Below are 16,157 nucleotides of genomic sequence, written 5' to 3' on the forward strand. Positions count from 1 at the left end.
ATAAGGAAAAGATAGAATGGCTAAGGGGCAATCTTTGCAAGATCCGTTCCTGAACGCATTGCGTCGCGAACGTGTTCCGGTTTCTATTTACTTGGTGAATGGTATTAAGCTGCAAGGCCAGATTGAGTCTTTCGATCAGTTTGTGATTCTTTTGAAAAACACGGTAAGCCAGATGGTGTACAAACACGCTATCTCCACCGTTGTGCCTTCACGCCCAGTTTCTCACCATAGTAATAATCCAGGTGGTGGCACGACCAACAACTATCATCATGGAAGCACACCGTCTGCTACACAGCAGCCGCAGGATGGCGATGACGCCGAATAAGGCGCACAGCTGTTCAATTTCGAAGGGGTTCATAAGAGGTGTAAAACCGCTTATGTGCCCCTCGTTGAATCTTATTTCTCAATTGAGAGGTCACACGCTTGTTTGACCGTTATGAAGCCGGTGAGCAGGCCGTACTGGTTCATATCTATTTCTCGCAAGACAAAGTCACTGAAGATCTGAGCGAATTTGAATCGCTGGTATCTTCTGCAGGTGTTGAGGCGTTGCAAGTCATCACCGGGAGCCGTAAGGCACCGCACCCTAAATACTTTGTCGGTGAAGGAAAGGCCCAAGAAATCGCAGATGCCGTTAAAGCAACCGGCGCATCTGTAATCCTGTTTGATCACGCATTATCACCTGGCCAGGAACGTAACCTGGAAGCTTTGTGCGAATGTCGCGTGGTCGATCGTACCGGACTTATTTTAGATATTTTTGCCCAGCGCGCCCGTACTCACGAAGGTAAACTACAAGTAGAATTGGCACAGTTACGCCATATTGCAACCCGACTGGTGCGAGGCTGGACTCACCTTGAACGTCAGGGTGGCGGCATCGGTTCGCGCGGTCCCGGCGAAACCCAGCTTGAAACTGACCGCCGTCTTTTACGCGACAGAATTACCCTTATTTTAAGTCGCCTTGAACGTGTTGCCAAACAGCGCGAGCAGGGACGACGCTCCAGAGTGCGGGCTGATATTCCGACTGTTTCACTCGTTGGATATACCAACGCCGGAAAGTCCACACTGTTTAACCGAATTACTGATGCCGATGTTTACGTGGCTAATCAGTTGTTTGCCACACTTGATCCGACTCTGCGACGCATTATGGTTGCCGACGTGGGTGAAACGGTGATGGCAGATACCGTAGGGTTTATTCGTCACCTGCCCCACGATTTAGTTGCCGCTTTTAAAGCAACGTTGCAGGAAACCCGACAGGCATCTCTGTTATTGCATGTGATTGATGCAGCCGATATTCGCGTTGAGGAAAATATTGACGCGGTAAATACGGTGCTGGCAGAGATTGAAGCAGATGACATCCCTGCGCTGTTAGTGATGAATAAAATAGATATGCTGGACGATTTTGTTCCACGTATCGACCGTAACGACGAGAATTTACCAATCAGGGTCTGGTTATCGGCCGTGACGGGTGAAGGTATCCCGTTGCTATTTCAGGCATTAACGGAGCGTCTGTCAGGTGAAATAGCACAGGTAGAACTGTGTTTGCCACCGGAAGCGGGCCGCCTTCGTAGCCGTTTTTACCAGCTTCAGGCGATTGAAAAAGAATGGAATGAAGAGGACGGGAGTGTGGGTCTTATGGTGCGTATGCCCATTGTTGACTGGCGTCGCCTCTGCAAACAAGAACCGGCTATGGGCGAGTATGTCCGTAACGGATTCCCGGTAGATTTCGAAGAGAAAAACCACTGGGATAACTTGACTGATATAGAGCCTGAAGAACACCAATCATAGAATAATGGAGCTATAACATGGCGTGGAATCAGCCCGGTAATAACGGACAGGACCGCGACCCCTGGGGAAGCAGCAACAATAGCGGCAACTCTGGTGGAAATAATTCTGGTGGCAATAACAACAAAGGCGGGCGCGAACAAGGCCCTCCCGATCTTGATGATATCTTTCGTAAACTCAGCAAAAAACTTGGCGGTTTTGGTGGTAAGGGATCCGGCAACGGAAATACCACCGGCCCGCAAAAGAACTTGAGTGGTCGTTTCGCCGGTCTTGCCGTGGTCGCCGTGGTGGTGATTTGGGCAGCCAGCGGATTCTATACCATTAAAGAAGCAGAGCGTGGCGTGGTTACCCGTTTCGGTAAGTTCAGCCATTTGGTTGAGCCTGGCCTGAACTGGAAGCCCACTTTTATCGATAAGGTTCAAGCGGTTAACGTTGAATCAGTGCGTGAGCTTGCGGCTTCTGGCATCATGCTGACCTCCGATGAAAACGTAGTACGCGTTGAAATGAACGTGCAGTACCGCGTAACCGATCCTCGCGCCTATCTGTTTAGCGTAGCCAACGCTGACGACAGCCTGAGTCAGGCTACTGACAGTGCGCTGCGCGGCGTAATCGGCAAATACACCATGGATAAAATTCTGACCGAAGGTCGTACTACAGTGCGTAGCGATACACAGCGCGTGCTCGAAGAGACCATCCGTCCTTATCACATGGGTATTACGGTACAGGACGTCAACTTCCAGACGGCACGTCCGCCTGAAGAGGTGAAAGCCGCGTTTGATGATGCGATTGCCGCGCGTGAAAACGAACAGCAATACATTCGCGAAGCCGAAGCTTACGCCAACGAAGTTCAGCCTCGTGCGAACGGTCAGGCGCAGCGTTTGTTAGAAAATTCTAAAGCTTACAAAGATCGTACCGTGCTCGAAGCGCAGGGTGAAGTTGCCCGTTTTGCCGAACTGTTGCCTGAATATAAAGCCGCGCCGGAAATTACCCGCGAGCGTCTGTATATCGAGACGATGCAAAACGTACTGAGCCACACGCGTAAAGTGCTGATTAACGATAAAAGCAACAATTTGATGGTGTTGCCGCTTGACCAGCTTCTGCGCGGTAAAGCCGGTGCAACCAACGACAGCGGTGATGACGCGAGCAGCATGATCCCGCTGCGCCAGTCATCCACGCCGTCAAATAGCGCTAAGAAAAGCAGTGCCAGCAACAGCTCAAGTTCTTCTGGCAGTGTCATGGATCAACGCCGTGCAGATGCACAGCGTGACGACACCCTTCGCGTAGGGAGAGAATAACCAATGCGTAAGTCAATAATACTTGTCGTTGTTGTGGTGCTGGTGGCGCTCTATGCTTCACTGTTTGTGGTTCAGGAAGGCCAGCGTGGCATTGTGCTGCGTTTCGGTAAAGTTCTGCGCGATGGCGACAATAAGCCGCTGGTGTATGCGCCGGGCCTGCATTTTAAAGTGCCTTTCGTTGAATCAGTGAAATCACTGGATGCACGCGTTCAGACCATGGACAACCAGGCTGACCGCTTCGTCACCAAAGAGAAGAAAGACCTGATCGTAGACTCCTACCTGAAATGGCGCATCAGCGACTTCAGCCGTTATTACCTGGCAACGGGCGGTGGCGATGTGTCGCAGGCAGAAGTTCTGCTGAAACGTAAATTCAGTGACCGTCTGCGTTCCGAAATTGGTCGTCTGGACGTAAAAGATATCGTTACCGATTCACGCGGCCGTTTGACTCTGGACGTGCGTGATGCCCTGAATAAAGGCACCGATGACGATGACGCCGCTGCTGCCGCTACCACCGAAGCCGATGATGCTATCGCCTCCGTTGCCAAGCGCGTAGAGCAGGAAACCAACGGCAAAGTGCCTGCGGTGAACCCTAACAGCATGGCAGCACTCGGTATTGAAGTGGTTGATGTGCGTATCAAGCAAATCAACCTGCCGGCCGAAGTTTCTGACGCTATCTTCCAACGTATGCGTGCAGAGCGTGAAGCTGTAGCGCGTCGTCACCGTTCACAGGGTCAGGAAGAAGCCGAGAAGCTGCGCGCTACCGCCGATTACGAAGTCACCCGTACTCTGGCAGAAGCAGAGCGTCAGTCGCGTATTACTCGCGGTGAAGGCGATGCTCAGGCCGCTAAACTGTTTGCCGATGCATTCAGCGCCGATCCGGACTTCTATGGCTTTATCCGTAGCCTGCAGGCTTATAGAGAGAGCTTCAGCAGCGGTAATGACGTGATGGTCATGAGTCCAAATGATGATTTCTTCCGCTATATGAAATCACCGGCCAAAACCATCAAGCCGTAAGCCGATTTCACGCTAAAATTGTCTACTTTGCAGTACCCCAAAAGGCCCTTTACGGGCCTTTTGTCATATCTGAATATTAAGAATTTTTGAGTAAGAGAGCTGTACCACGAAACGGATATTTTTCAGTCAATCGTATGCAAAAAGTACTGAAAGGCGTGGGTCAGGATGGTAGAATCCTTTTTTAACGCAACCTGGTGATTATCGAGATGGGTAAGAACGTTGTCGTACTTGGCACTCAATGGGGTGACGAAGGCAAGGGCAAAATTGTCGACTTGCTGACTGAACGGGCTAAATATGTTGTGCGCTATCAGGGCGGTCACAACGCCGGTCATACTCTGGTTATCAACGGTGAAAAAACCGTACTTCATTTAATTCCTTCTGGCATTTTGCGTGAAAACGTCACCAGCATCATCGGCAACGGTGTGGTTCTGGCACCTGACGCGTTAATGAAAGAGATGGGTGAACTTGAAGCTCGTGGGATCCCGGTTCGCGAACGTCTACTAATCTCCGAGGCTTGTCCGCTGATCCTTTCTTATCACGTTGCCCTTGATATGGCGCGCGAGAAGGCCCGCGGTGCAAAAGCTATCGGCACCACCGGTCGCGGTATTGGTCCTGCGTACGAAGATAAAGTGGCCCGCCGTGGCCTGCGCGTCGGTGATCTGTTCAATAAAGAAACGTTTGCCCACAAGCTGAAAGAAATTATCGATTATCACAACTTCCAACTGGTGAACTACTACAAAGTAGAAGCGGTTGATTATCAAAAAGTTCTTGATGATGTCATGGCAGTTGCTGACATTCTGACCGCGATGGTGGTTGACGTGTCGGACCTGCTCGATAACGCCCGCAAGCAGGGTGAACTCATCATGTTCGAAGGTGCTCAGGGCACATTGCTCGACATTGACCACGGCACCTATCCTTACGTGACATCATCCAACACCACCGCGGGCGGCGTGGCCACCGGTTCAGGTATTGGCCCGCGCTATGTGGACTACGTCTTGGGTATTGTTAAAGCATACTCAACGCGTGTGGGCGCAGGTCCGTTCCCTACTGAGCTGTTCGACGATATCGGCGAATACCTGTGCAAGCAGGGTAACGAATTTGGCGCAACCACTGGCCGTCGCCGTCGCTGTGGCTGGCTCGACATCGTTGCGGTTCGTCGCGCAGTGCAAATAAACTCGCTTTCAGGTTTCTGCATGACCAAGCTCGACGTGCTTGATGGCCTCAAAGAGGTCAAACTGTGTATCGGTTATCGCCTGCCGAATGGCAAAGAGGTGACTACTACGCCGCTGGCCGCTGAAAATTGGGAAGGTATCGAACCTATTTACGAAACCATGCCCGGTTGGAGCGAAACCACCTTTGGGGTGAAAGAGCTCGATAAACTGCCGCAGGCGGCGCGCGACTACATTAAACGTGTAGAAAAGCTGACCGAAGTGCCGATTGATATTATCTCTACCGGCCCTGATCGCAGCGAAACCATGATCCTGCGTGACCCGTTTGACGCATAAACGTCATTACGCGCTGCAAAATGTACCGCTTCGGCGGGTACACTAAAAACCGGGCATCGCGCCCGGTTTCAATTTGTGTGCCAGCCAATACCTTCGCCGACGTTTTTCTCCAGCTAATGCTCCCATTTTCAGCGTGTGATTGATTTAAAGACAAACTTTGTGGCGGCCAGCCCATCCAATAGAGTAATCTTGATCTTACCTGACATCTTTCGGGTATATGCGCATTATTGCTGTCATCATAATCGCGAATGAAAAGGGTAAAAGTACCCAGAGGTTAGTGTGCAGTTAACGAGTTTTACCGATTATGGTTTAAGAGCGCTGATTTATATGGCATCGCTGCCTGAGGGTCAGCTCACCAACATTTCGCAGGTTACCGAAGTGTATGGTGTCTCGCGTAATCACATGGTGAAAATTATTAATCAGTTGAGTCGGGCAGGATTGGTCACGGCAATGCGCGGTAAAAACGGTGGGATCAGACTGGGTAAGCCGGCTGAGACCATTTTATTGGGCAACGTCATCCGTGAACTGGAGCCGTTAGCCTTGGTTAATTGTTCGGCAGAGTTTTGCCATATCACCCCTGCATGTCGTTTAAAGCAGGTACTGCATACAGCCGTAGAACACTTTCTTGATGAGTTGAATCAATACACACTGGCCGATATGGTCAAGGATAATTCTCAACTCTACAAATTATTGCTTGTTGAATGAAAGATTTTCAACAAACTGCTGATGACAACGGAGGAACCGCTATGTCACAAGATCCATTTCTGGAACGGGAAGCAGAAAAATATGAATCGCCTATCCCCAGCCGCGAATTTATTCTCGAACATTTAGGCAAGCGCGAAACGCCTGCCAGCCGTGAAGAGCTGGCAAATGAACTTAATCTGTCAGGTGAAGAGCCGCTTGAAGCGCTGCGTCGCCGTCTGCGTGCGATGGAGCGCGATGGTCAACTGGTGTTTACCCGCCGCCAATGCTATGCACTGCCTGAACGTCTGGATTTACTGAAAGGTACCGTGATTGGCCATCGTGATGGTTACGGCTTCCTGCGCCTGGAAGGCGTGAAAAAAGACGACGTCTACCTCTCCGCCGAGCAGATGAAAATGTGCCTTCATGGCGACGTTGTTCTTGCTCAGCCGGTGGGAACCGATCGCAAAGGCCGTCGTGAGGCGCGCATTGTTCGCGTCGTAGTGCCTAAAGTTAGCCAAATTGTTGGCCGTTACTTTACCGACGCGGGCGCAGGTTTTGTGGTGCCCGATGACAGCCGTCTAAGCTTCGACATTCTTATCCCGGCCGACGCGGTAAACGGTGCGCGCATGGGTTATATGGTGGTGGTCGAACTGACTCAGCGCCCGACGCGCCGCACCAAGGCCGTGGGTAAAATCGTTGAAGTCCTCGGCGATAAAATGGGTACCAGCATGGCGGTTGATATCGCACTGCGTACTCACGAAATTCCTCACGTCTGGCCGCCGCAGGTTGAAAAACAGGTTGCCGGCCTGAGTGAACAGGTGCCTGAAGAGGCCAAAAAAGGTCGCGTTGATCTGCGCAATTTGCCGCTGGTTACCATCGACGGCGAGGACGCGCGTGACTTTGATGATGCCGTTTACTGTGAAGCAAAACGCGGTGGCGGATGGCGTTTATGGGTTGCTATCGCCGACGTCAGTTATTATGTTCGCCCAGGCACTGCGCTAGACGCCGAAGCACGCAGCCGTGCTACCTCGGTCTACTTCCCGTCTCAGGTTGTACCGATGCTGCCGGAAGTGCTGTCGAACGGCCTCTGCTCACTGAACCCGCAGGTCGACAGACTGTGCATGGTCTGCGAAATGACCATTTCTGCCACGGGTAAACTCACCACGTCCAAGTTCTACGAAGCGGTGATGAGCTCCCACGCGCGCCTGACTTATACCAAAGTCTGGCACATCATCGAAGGCAACGAAGAGCTGCGCGAGCAGTATTCTCCGCTGGTTAAGCACTTGGAAGAACTGCACAAGATGTACAAAGTGCTCGACCAGGCGCGTGCAGAGCGCGGCGGTATTGCCTTTGAAACCGAAGAAGCCAAGTTCATCTTCAACGCCGAACGTCGCATTGAGCGCGTTGAGGCCACGGTGCGCAACGACGCGCACAAGCTGATTGAAGAATGTATGATCATGGCGAACATTTCGGCGGCGCGTTTTGTTGAAAAACATAACGAGCCGGCACTGTTCCGCGTGCATGACCGCCCAAGTGATGATCACATTTCTGCGCTAAGAAGCGTATTGGGTGAGCTGAGTCTGACGATGGGCGGCGGGTTGAAGCCTGAGCCGAAAGACTACGCCGATATCATGGATCAACTGAAAGATCGTCCCGATCGCGAGATGCTGCAAACTATGCTGCTGCGCTCGATGAAGCAGGCGATTTACGATCCGGAAAACCGTGGGCACTTCGGTCTGGCATTGACTTCGTACGGTCACTTTACCTCGCCAATCCGTCGTTATCCTGACCTGGCACTGCACCGCGCTATCAAATATGTGCTGGCAAAAGAGCATGGGACTTTGAAAGATCGTTGGACGCCGACTGGCGGTTACCACAGCGATTACGACGAAATGGTGGTGTTGGGCGATCACTGTTCGACGGCAGAGCGCCGCGCCGACGAAGCGACCCGCAACGTCGCCGACTGGCTGAAATGCGACTTTATGCAAGACCACGTGGGTGAGGTCTTTAACGGGATTATCTCTAGCGTGACCGGATTCGGCTTCTTTGTCCGTCTGGCGGACCTGTTTATCGACGGGCTGGTGCACGTTTCATCGTTGGACAACGACTACTATCGCTATGACAACATTGGCCAACGTCTGGTCGGTGAGTCTTCAGGCAGCGTTTATCGCCTGGGCGATGCGGTCGAAATCCGCGTTGAGGCTGTTCACATGGACGAGCGTAAAATCGATTTCGCTCTTGTTTCCAGCACTCGCAAACCGCGTGGTGAAGGTAAAACGGCACGCGACAGAGCCAAGAAGGGGGGGGAACGCAGTATGCGTCCAGCCGGTGCAGCCAATGCAGGCCGCCGTCGTTCTGCCAAAAAGAACGTGAATTTTGAGCCAGATAGCGCTTTCCGCAAAGAGGGCGACAAGTCAGCCAAACCGGCGAAAGCGAAAAGAGCGGGCACGGGCAAGGCAGAAACTGCGAAGGCGGCGGTGACGGCCGAGGCAGGCAAAGGCGCTAAAGTGGTCAGTGCCGTCGGTAAAGACGGCAAGCCAAAGAAAGCCAAAAAGCCTTCTGATAAAACCCAAAAAATAGCGGCGGCCACCAAGGCCAAACGGGCGAAGAAAAAACAGGTTGAATCTTAATCTGCGTATTTATTGACTGATGCCTGCGTCAGTCAATGATAGAATCTCCGTTAAGCCACTAAGCTATCACTCCATCATGCGGGCATTTGCCCGCATGATGTTTTTTTAAAGAGTCCTATTTTAAAGAGCATCATGAGCGAAATTATTTACGGTATTCACTCCGTTAAAGCCTTACTTGACAACGATCCGCAGCGCTTTCTGGAAGTGTTTATTCTGAAAGGCCGTGACGATAAACGCCTGAAGCCGCTGATCGACGAGCTGGAATCTAGCGGCATCGTGATTCAGGTTGCCAGCCGTCAGTGGCTGGACGACAAGTCTGAAGGCGCGGTCCATCAGGGGATCATTGCGCGGGTAAAAGAGGGGCGTCAATATCAGGAAAACGATCTGCCGGCTCTGCTTGAGAGTCTGGAGTCGCCCTTCCTGCTGGTGCTTGATGGCGTAACCGACCCGCATAATCTGGGCGCCTGCCTGCGTACTGCTGATGCAGCCGGTGTTCATGCGGTAATTGTGCCTCGCGATCGTTCTGCCAAGCTGAATGCCACGGCGAAAAAAGTGGCCAGCGGCGCGGCTGAAAACGTGCCCTTGATTAACGTCACTAATCTGGCACGCACCTTACGCGTGTTGCAGGAGCACAACGTCTGGATCGTTGGCACCGCCGGTGAAGCCGACCACACCTTGTTCCAAAGCAAAATGACCGGCCCGATGGCGCTGGTGATGGGCGCTGAAGGCGAAGGTATGCGTCGTCTGACGCGTGACCACTGCGATGAACTTATTAGCATCCCTATGGCCGGTTCTGTTTCATCACTGAACGTCTCGGTGGCAACCGGTGTATGCCTGTTTGAAGCGGTTCGTCAGCGTGCAGTCAAAGCCAAAGGCTGATAACCGGCTTTAGCAAGGTCAGCTTGAATGTTTAACCATGAGTGTCTTACTCTTTTAAAAAGAATAAGTCAGGCCTGACCCCTCTCCCGCAGCTTTCAAGGCTGCGGGCGTTTCCCCTGTTTGTGATCCACTCTGCGGTAAAATAATCAGTTTTTACCATACTGAATCCTGAAGCTATGGATGACGGAGGTGGTAATGAATTGGGAAACTCATCGGGTTTTTAATCAACCCAAGCCTTTAAACAACAGTAATCTCTTCCTTTCTGATACAGCGTTGCGCGAAGCCGTGGTTCGTCAACATGCTGGCTGGGACCTGGAGGTACTCGCCTCGCTGGGCCAGCAGCTGGGCTCGGCAGAGTCGCTGGAGCTGGGGCGCCTGGCCAATGCTAATCCACCTGATTTGCTGCGCTTCGAGCCAACCGGAGAGCCGCTGGACGACGTGCGTTTTCATCCCGCCTGGCATCTGCTGATGCAGGGTCTGGTGGCCAATCGAGTGCATAATCTCTCGTGGGAAGAGGACGCGCGCATTGGCTCGTACGTGGCACGCGCTGCCCGCTTTGTGCTGCACGCGCAGGTTGAGGCCGGCACGCTTTGCCCCGTCACCATGACACACGGTGCTATTCCGTTGTTGCAGCAGAGTTTGCCTGCCGAGTTCAGCGGTTGGCTTACGCCGCTGCTTTCAGACCGCTATGACGCACATTTGCTTTCCGGTGATAAAAAACGCGGGCTGCTGATTGGCATGGGCATGACGGAGAAGCAGGGCGGTTCGGACGTGCTCAGTAATACCACTATTGCTACCGCCGTCGACGGGCGCGGACCGGGCAAACCCTATCGACTGGTCGGGCACAAGTGGTTTTTCTCTGTCCCGCAGAGTGACGCGCATCTGGTGTTGGCCCAGACGGAAGGCGGACTTTCCTGCTTCTTTTTACCCCGAGTTCTGCCCGACGGTGAGCGTAATCGCGTGCGTATTCAGCGTCTGAAAGACAAGCTGGGGAATCGCTCCAACGCCAGCAGTGAGGTTGAATTCTTCGACGCCGTCGGTTGGCTGCTGGGCGATGAGGGCGAGGGCGTGCGGCACATCCTAAAAATGGGCGGGCACACGCGGTTCGATTGCGCACTTGGCAGCCACGCGATGATGCGCCGCGCGTTCTCCGTCGCGCTTTATCACGCCTTCCAGCGCCAGGTTTTCGGCAAGCCGCTGATTGAACAGCCGTTGATGCGCCAGGTGCTGAGTCGAATGGCGCTGCGCCTGGAGGGACAGACCGCGTTATTGTTCCGTTTGGCCCACGCCCGCGCCAGCGTGAACGATGCGCACGAACAGGTAATTAGCCGTTTACTTACTCCCGCCGCCAAGTTCGAAATTTGCCGCCAGGGGATCCCCTTTGTGGCTGAGGCGATGGAAGTCCTGGGCGGGATTGGCTACTGCGAAGAAAGTGAACTGCCACGGCTGTATCGCGAAATGCCGGTCAACAGCATTTGGGAAGGGTCAGGCAACGTCATGTGCCTTGACGTGCTGCGCAGCCTGAAAAAGATGCCGTCGGCGGTTGAGGAGGTGCAACACCGGTTGCATCAGTCGCGCGGGCAGAACCGCTTGTTTGATAAAGCGGTACGGCAGTTTGCCCAACGGCTGAAAAGGGCAGACGAAGGGCTAGGGCGCGTCATCGCCAGTCAACTGTTTAACCTGTATGCCGCGGCTGAAATGCTGGAATACTCGTCGCCCCCGCTGGCCGATGCCTGGTGCCGTATGACGCTGGACGATCGCGGTGACAGCCAGATTGATGACCGGCTTTGCCAGCAGCTTCTCGAGCGAGCTATCGGTGCACAGTAGCGGTGTGCCGATTAACCTCTCCGTTATCATTTATTTATAAAGGATGGCTTCCGAGTACCAGCGCCCCGGACGAATACTGTCACTGACCAGCAGAATCAGGTAGTAGTGTGCACCCGCTTCGTCGGCCTTGTGTTTAATCGCCCGCTCAACGTCCATCGGGCTGCCCAATGCATCGGCAGAAACCGTGCCTATCTTGGTCAGGGTAGTGGTTTGCGCTCTGACCACTTCCTGCGCGTGGCTGGTCGGCGCAGGAGGCGGCATCGGCGTGGTTTCAAAAACGCTGCAGGCGCTCAATGCGCTGAGTAACACGGCTGCGCCAAGTACGCGCCTGATATTGCACAAGGTCATTTTCATGGGTTTTATTCCTCAACAAGCCTGACTCAGTGTAGCGCCGCAGACAGGCCGCTGGCGAATCCGATAGTGTGTCATTTTGAATATAAAAAATAGCCAAAAGTTAGTGGTGGCTTTTTTGCGGGTGGATAGAATGAATCAGGTAGCTTACAGGCAACCTGACCCAGCCGGGCCTGCAAATTTAAGGAGCGAGAGATGGTTGAGATGTATGAGGAAGACGTTGAAGGTATTCAGCTTATCCACGCGGTGCCTGTCGGGAAATATCATGACTTACTGCCCACCGTATTCTTCTACCACGGATTTACCTCGTCGAAAGAGATTTACTCCTACTTTGGATACATGCTGGCAAAAGCCGGTTATCGGGTCATTTTACCCGATGCGTTGATGCACGGCGCCCGTGCCGAGCCTGACGAAGGCGTGTTGCTCAATAACTTCTGGCGCATTTTACAAACGAATGTCACCGACCTCGCGCTGCTGAAAGAGACCTTTGTTGCCCGCGGCCTGGCCGATGAAAATCGCCTTGGTGTCGGCGGTGTATCGATGGGCGGTATGACCACCATGGCGGCTCTGGTTCACTTTCCGTGGGTAAAAGTGGCGGCCAATTTAATGGGATCTGGCTATTTTTCCTCGCTGGCTGACCATCTTTATCCCTCGTTTGGCGCAGATACTGGTCTGACGCGTGAGGCATTTGAGCGAGAAACCGAACTTCTGCTAAGTCTGGATATCCGCGATAAAACCGCGCTTATCGCCAGCAAGCCGCTGTTGGTCTGGCACGGTGAGCAGGATGACGTTGTGCCGTTCGATGAAAGTGCCAGGCTCAGGCAGACGCTTGAAGCGTATAACGACGCGGCTAACCTGACTTTTATTAGTGAACCTGCAGCCAAACATCGAGTCTCGGTTTACGCCTCAATCCGCACCACTGAATTTTTCACCACCCATCTTTAAACCACGCCAAACGGTCAACGGTACGACGACGAAAAATTAATCAGACTGGGTGCTTGAGTTTCTGAGCGTCCAGTCATATAATTGCGCGTCATTTTTTCAGCCGTACACATAACACGTTCCTTGCTTCCATGGGCCACGGTTGACCCTGACAGGAGGCTGAATAATCCGTAAGGAGCAATTCTATGCGTCATTACGAAATCGTATTTATGGTTCACCCTGACCAGAGCGAACAGGTTCCGGGCATGATCGAGCGTTACAGTGCTGTAATCACTAACGCTGCGGGTCAGATTCACCGTCTGGAAGACTGGGGTCGTCGTCAGCTGGCTTACCCGATCAATAAACTGCACAAAGCCCACTACGTTCTGCTGAACGTTGAAGCTCCGCAGGAAGCGATCGATGAGCTGGAAACTAACTTCCGCTTCAACGACGCCGTTATCCGTAGCATGGTTATGCGCACTAAACACGCCGTAACTGAAGCTTCACCAATGGTTAAAGCGAAAGACGAACGCCGTGAGCGTCGTGAAGATTTCGCCGAAGCTAACGATGATTCCGAAGCTGGGGATTCTGAAGAGTAATAATTGTGATGACTAATCGCCTGGAGCTGTCTGGCACTGTGTGCAAGACCCCCATTCGTAAAGTCAGTCCATCGGGTATTCCTCACTGCCAGTTTGTGCTTGAGCATCGCTCGCAGCAACAGGAAGCCGGATTTAACCGACAAGCATGGTGCAGAATGCCCGTGGTTGTTAGTGGACATCAGTCACAAGCATTAACTCACAGTATAACGGTCGGCACGCAACTCACTGTTTCCGGATTCATTAGCTGCCATCAAGGTCGCAATGGACTGAACAAAGTGGTGTTACATGCCGAGCAGATTGATTTGATAGATTCTGGAGACTAGCCTAATGGCACGTTATTTCCGTCGTCGCAAGTTCTGCCGTTTCACCGCGGAAGGCGTTGTAGAGATCGATTATAAAGATATCGCTACGCTGAAAAACTACGTTACCGAAAGTGGTAAAATTGTACCGAGCCGTATCACTGGGACTCGTGCAAAATACCAGCGTCAGCTCGCTCGTTGTATCAAGCGCGCTCGCTACCTTTCTTTGTTGCCATATACTGATCGTCATCAGTAATAGGCCACTGTCCATAAACGACTTTGAGAGGTTAAGGTAATGCAAGTTATTCTGCTTGATAAAGTAGCAAACCTGGGCAGCCTGGGTGATCAAGTTAACGTTAAAGCGGGCTATGCTCGTAACTTCCTGGTACCACAGGGCAAAGCTGTTCCTGCTACCAAGAAAAACGTTGAGTATTTCGAAGCACGTCGTGCAGAACTGGAAGCCAAACTGGCTGACGTTCTGGGCGCCGCTGAAGCTCGCGCAACCAGCATCAACGAACTGGGCTCTGTTACCATCGCGTCTAAAGCAGGCGACGAAGGTAAACTGTTCGGCTCTATCGGTACCCGTGACATCGCTGACGCAGTAACTGCGGCCGGTGTTAAGGTTTCCAAGAGCGAAGTTCGTCTGCCAGAGGGCGTTCTGCGCACTCTGGGTGAACACGAAGTGGACTTCCAAGTTCACAGCGACGTGTTTGCCAAGCTGAACGTAGTTGTGGTTGCTGAAGCGTAATATTACGCGTTAAGTAATCCGTCAGAACGCCGGCCTTGTGCCGGCGTTTTGCGTTTTAAGAGGCAGGGTTTTTAGCGCTGGCGCTGATAGCTGCCGTCTGGCTGGCGTGAGAAGGTCACAGTCGTGTTCTGATCGTTAGTCACCTGCAGCGCGGTCACCACGCCCTGCGCATTAAGCTGAACTCTCACCTGCTGACCAGCGTGAAGGTTGCTCAGCGGCTTGTCGTTTCCCTCAACTTGTGCCATGGCAAACACGTCATTAACCAGCAAATTGTTATCGCGAAACAGCTGGGCCAGCGTCTGCCCAGGCTGCACCTGATAACTTCTCCAGTTTCCCTGATTTTGCGAAGCCGCCGACTGATTGGCGCCATCAGGTTGCATCTGTGTGGTACGCCCCTGTTCATTGCGCAAATCGGCCTGCATCGGGATTGAGGTCGAGCGATCCGAAGGTGCATAGGTATTCTCTGGCGAATAGGGCCAAAGCAGCGCAACCAGTACCACGATAACGCTGATGATTAACCAGCGGCGGTGGAAATAGGGCAGGGGTTCCATCCAGTGGAAATCGTCGCTAAAGTGCCAAATCTTGTCGAACAGAGACGGGGACTTTGGCTTCAATACCGGACGCCCAGCGGTTTCTGTATCAAGGGCTTCATCCTGCGCGATTTCCGTCTCTGTCTCCGCTTCTGTGGCCCTCTTTTGCAACGGCTTCTGCATAATCGAAATCCACGATCTCAACATGGGTTGATAAATGCGTGTGGCCTTCCTTCTCCTGGGCGGGTATTTGCCCATGACAACCTCTCTTGTTGCACGTAATGCCAATAAAATCAGATGTAAATTGGTCGACTTGTTATTAACCCTAAGTATAGCCGTTTCACAGCGCTCCAGGATAGCGACAGAAGCGCCGATTTTCGTTGTAACATTTTACCCAAAAGTCCTGCGCTGTTATGCTGCGTCTTCGACTTTTTATGATTAAAGGAAATTCCATGACAACCCCTTCATTTGACAGCGTTGAAGCGCAGGCAAGTTACGGTATCGGCTTGCAGGTCGGTCAACAGCTGCAGGAATCTGGTTTACAAGGCCTCGAGCCTGACGCACTTCTTGCAGGCTTACGCGATGCGCTAGAAGGGAACACCCCTGCTGTGCCAGTTGACGTGGTTCACCGCGCACTGCGTGAAGTTCACGAGCGTGCCGACGCCGTGCGTCGTGAGCGTCAGGAAGCATTGGCCGTTGAAGGTCAGGAATTCCTGGCTGCCAACGCACAGCGCGAAGGCGTGACCAGCACTGAGTCAGGCCTGCAATTCTCGGTGATGACTCAGGGCGACGGTCCTATCCCGGGTCGTCAGGATCGCGTTCGCGTTCACTACACCGGCAAGCTTATCGACGGTACCGTGTTCGACAGCTCCGTACAGCGCGGCGAGCCAGCCGAGTTCCCGGTTAACGGCGTTATCGCTGGCTGGATTGAAGCGCTGACCCTGATGCCAGTGGGTTCCAAATGGGAGCTGTATATCCCTCACAACCTGGCCTACGGCGAGCGCGGGGCGGGTGCGTCCATCCCACCATTCAGCGCACTGACTTTTGAAGTCGAGTTGCTGGAAATCCTGTAATCGTAACGATTGTAGGAAGTAAG

The 16,157-nt window shown here is 52.8% G+C and carries 17 protein-coding genes; 15 read left to right on the top strand and 2 right to left on the bottom strand.

The window, feature by feature from the left end:
- Nucleotides 1-16 precede the first annotated feature (16 nt).
- The 9 genes from hfq to GA565_RS03410 all read left to right on the top strand — a co-directional run bounded on the left by hfq (nt 17) and on the right by GA565_RS03410 (nt 11,613).
- Complete coding sequence (gene hfq, locus GA565_RS03370; RefSeq protein WP_152197346.1) at nt 17-325, top strand: RNA chaperone Hfq; 309 nt, start codon at nt 17-19, stop codon at nt 323-325.
- A 98-nt stretch (nt 326-423) separates the two neighbouring features.
- On the top strand, nt 424-1,782 hold the full coding sequence (gene hflX, locus GA565_RS03375; protein ID WP_055782331.1) for a ribosome rescue GTPase HflX: 1,359 nt from the start codon (nt 424-426) through the stop codon (nt 1,780-1,782).
- Between the two features lie 17 nt (nt 1,783-1,799).
- The gene (gene hflK / locus GA565_RS03380) at nt 1,800-3,074 is read left to right on the top strand and encodes an FtsH protease activity modulator HflK (RefSeq protein WP_152197347.1); all 1,275 of its coding nucleotides are present in this window, start codon (nt 1,800-1,802) and stop codon (nt 3,072-3,074) included.
- A gap of 3 nt (nt 3,075-3,077) precedes the next feature.
- The gene (hflC, locus tag GA565_RS03385; RefSeq protein ID WP_152197348.1) at nt 3,078-4,088 is read left to right on the top strand and encodes a protease modulator HflC; all 1,011 of its coding nucleotides are present in this window, start codon (nt 3,078-3,080) and stop codon (nt 4,086-4,088) included.
- 206 nt (nt 4,089-4,294) lie between these two features.
- Nucleotides 4,295-5,593 carry an adenylosuccinate synthase gene (locus GA565_RS03390; RefSeq protein ID WP_152197349.1) on the top strand — a complete coding sequence of 433 codons (1,299 nt, stop codon included), beginning with the start codon at nt 4,295-4,297 and terminating at the stop codon, nt 5,591-5,593.
- A gap of 279 nt (nt 5,594-5,872) precedes the next feature.
- Entirely contained in the window at nt 5,873-6,298 is a 426-nt protein-coding gene (gene nsrR, locus GA565_RS03395) for a nitric oxide-sensing transcriptional repressor NsrR (protein WP_055782345.1), read from the top strand.
- Nucleotides 6,299-6,339: 41 nt separating this feature from the next.
- Complete coding sequence (gene rnr / locus GA565_RS03400) at nt 6,340-8,907, top strand: ribonuclease R (RefSeq protein ID WP_152197350.1); 2,568 nt, start codon at nt 6,340-6,342, stop codon at nt 8,905-8,907.
- A gap of 132 nt (nt 8,908-9,039) precedes the next feature.
- Nucleotides 9,040-9,786 (top strand): 23S rRNA (guanosine(2251)-2'-O)-methyltransferase RlmB, encoded by a 747-nt coding sequence (gene rlmB, locus GA565_RS03405; protein WP_152197351.1) that lies wholly within the window; start codon nt 9,040-9,042, stop codon nt 9,784-9,786.
- Nucleotides 9,787-9,981: 195 nt separating this feature from the next.
- The gene (locus GA565_RS03410) at nt 9,982-11,613 is read left to right on the top strand and encodes an isovaleryl-CoA dehydrogenase (RefSeq protein ID WP_152197352.1); all 1,632 of its coding nucleotides are present in this window, start codon (nt 9,982-9,984) and stop codon (nt 11,611-11,613) included.
- Nucleotides 11,614-11,643: 30 nt separating this feature from the next.
- Here GA565_RS03410 and bsmA read toward each other — a convergent pair whose 3' ends face one another.
- Complete coding sequence (bsmA, locus tag GA565_RS03415; protein WP_152197353.1) at nt 11,644-11,967, bottom strand: biofilm peroxide resistance protein BsmA; 324 nt, start codon at nt 11,965-11,967, stop codon at nt 11,644-11,646.
- A 192-nt stretch (nt 11,968-12,159) separates the two neighbouring features.
- Between bsmA and yjfP the strand changes: the two genes are divergently transcribed.
- From yjfP to rplI, 5 genes are all read left to right on the top strand, one after another.
- A complete protein-coding gene (gene yjfP, locus GA565_RS03420; RefSeq protein ID WP_152197354.1) occupies nt 12,160-12,909 on the top strand; it encodes an esterase in 750 nt (249 codons plus the stop codon).
- Nucleotides 12,910-13,091: 182 nt separating this feature from the next.
- Nucleotides 13,092-13,484, top strand: a complete 393-nt coding sequence (gene rpsF, locus GA565_RS03425; protein ID WP_017492198.1) for a 30S ribosomal protein S6 — start codon at nt 13,092-13,094, stop codon at nt 13,482-13,484.
- An 8-nt stretch (nt 13,485-13,492) separates the two neighbouring features.
- A complete protein-coding gene (priB, locus tag GA565_RS03430) occupies nt 13,493-13,807 on the top strand; it encodes a primosomal replication protein N (RefSeq protein WP_071988424.1) in 315 nt (104 codons plus the stop codon).
- Nucleotides 13,808-13,811: 4 nt separating this feature from the next.
- Entirely contained in the window at nt 13,812-14,039 is a 228-nt protein-coding gene (rpsR, locus tag GA565_RS03435; RefSeq protein WP_004392491.1) for a 30S ribosomal protein S18, read from the top strand.
- Nucleotides 14,040-14,078: 39 nt separating this feature from the next.
- The gene (gene rplI / locus GA565_RS03440; protein ID WP_152197355.1) at nt 14,079-14,531 is read left to right on the top strand and encodes a 50S ribosomal protein L9; all 453 of its coding nucleotides are present in this window, start codon (nt 14,079-14,081) and stop codon (nt 14,529-14,531) included.
- 71 nt (nt 14,532-14,602) lie between these two features.
- Here the strand turns inward: rplI and GA565_RS03445 are convergent, their stop codons facing one another.
- Entirely contained in the window at nt 14,603-15,319 is a 717-nt protein-coding gene (locus tag GA565_RS03445) for an OapA family protein (protein ID WP_152197356.1), read from the bottom strand.
- A gap of 194 nt (nt 15,320-15,513) precedes the next feature.
- Between GA565_RS03445 and fklB the strand changes: the two genes are divergently transcribed.
- Complete coding sequence (fklB, locus tag GA565_RS03450) at nt 15,514-16,134, top strand: FKBP-type peptidyl-prolyl cis-trans isomerase (protein ID WP_152197357.1); 621 nt, start codon at nt 15,514-15,516, stop codon at nt 16,132-16,134.
- The last annotated feature ends 23 nt before the right edge of the window (nt 16,135-16,157 follow it).

The sequence above is a fragment of the Rouxiella sp. S1S-2 genome (assembly GCF_009208105.1).
Classification (GTDB): domain Bacteria; phylum Pseudomonadota; class Gammaproteobacteria; order Enterobacterales; family Enterobacteriaceae; genus Rouxiella.

Coding starts and splice junctions, on each gene's coding strand:
- hfq (WP_152197346.1), top strand. CDS start 17: ATGGCTAAGGGGCAATCTTTGCAAGATCCGTTCCTGAACGCATTGCGT.
- hflK (WP_152197347.1), top strand. CDS start 1,800: ATGGCGTGGAATCAGCCCGGTAATAACGGACAGGACCGCGACCCCTGG.
- hflC (WP_152197348.1), top strand. CDS start 3,078: ATGCGTAAGTCAATAATACTTGTCGTTGTTGTGGTGCTGGTGGCGCTC.
- GA565_RS03390 (WP_152197349.1), top strand. CDS start 4,295: ATGGGTAAGAACGTTGTCGTACTTGGCACTCAATGGGGTGACGAAGGC.
- rnr (WP_152197350.1), top strand. CDS start 6,340: ATGTCACAAGATCCATTTCTGGAACGGGAAGCAGAAAAATATGAATCG.
- rlmB (WP_152197351.1), top strand. CDS start 9,040: ATGAGCGAAATTATTTACGGTATTCACTCCGTTAAAGCCTTACTTGAC.
- GA565_RS03410 (WP_152197352.1), top strand. CDS start 9,982: ATGAATTGGGAAACTCATCGGGTTTTTAATCAACCCAAGCCTTTAAAC.
- bsmA (WP_152197353.1), bottom strand. CDS start 11,967: ATGAAAATGACCTTGTGCAATATCAGGCGCGTACTTGGCGCAGCCGTG.
- yjfP (WP_152197354.1), top strand. CDS start 12,160: ATGGTTGAGATGTATGAGGAAGACGTTGAAGGTATTCAGCTTATCCAC.
- rpsF (WP_017492198.1), top strand. CDS start 13,092: ATGCGTCATTACGAAATCGTATTTATGGTTCACCCTGACCAGAGCGAA.
- priB (WP_071988424.1), top strand. CDS start 13,493: ATGACTAATCGCCTGGAGCTGTCTGGCACTGTGTGCAAGACCCCCATT.
- rpsR (WP_004392491.1), top strand. CDS start 13,812: ATGGCACGTTATTTCCGTCGTCGCAAGTTCTGCCGTTTCACCGCGGAA.
- rplI (WP_152197355.1), top strand. CDS start 14,079: ATGCAAGTTATTCTGCTTGATAAAGTAGCAAACCTGGGCAGCCTGGGT.
- GA565_RS03445 (WP_152197356.1), bottom strand. CDS start 15,319: ATGGGCAAATACCCGCCCAGGAGAAGGAAGGCCACACGCATTTATCAA.
- fklB (WP_152197357.1), top strand. CDS start 15,514: ATGACAACCCCTTCATTTGACAGCGTTGAAGCGCAGGCAAGTTACGGT.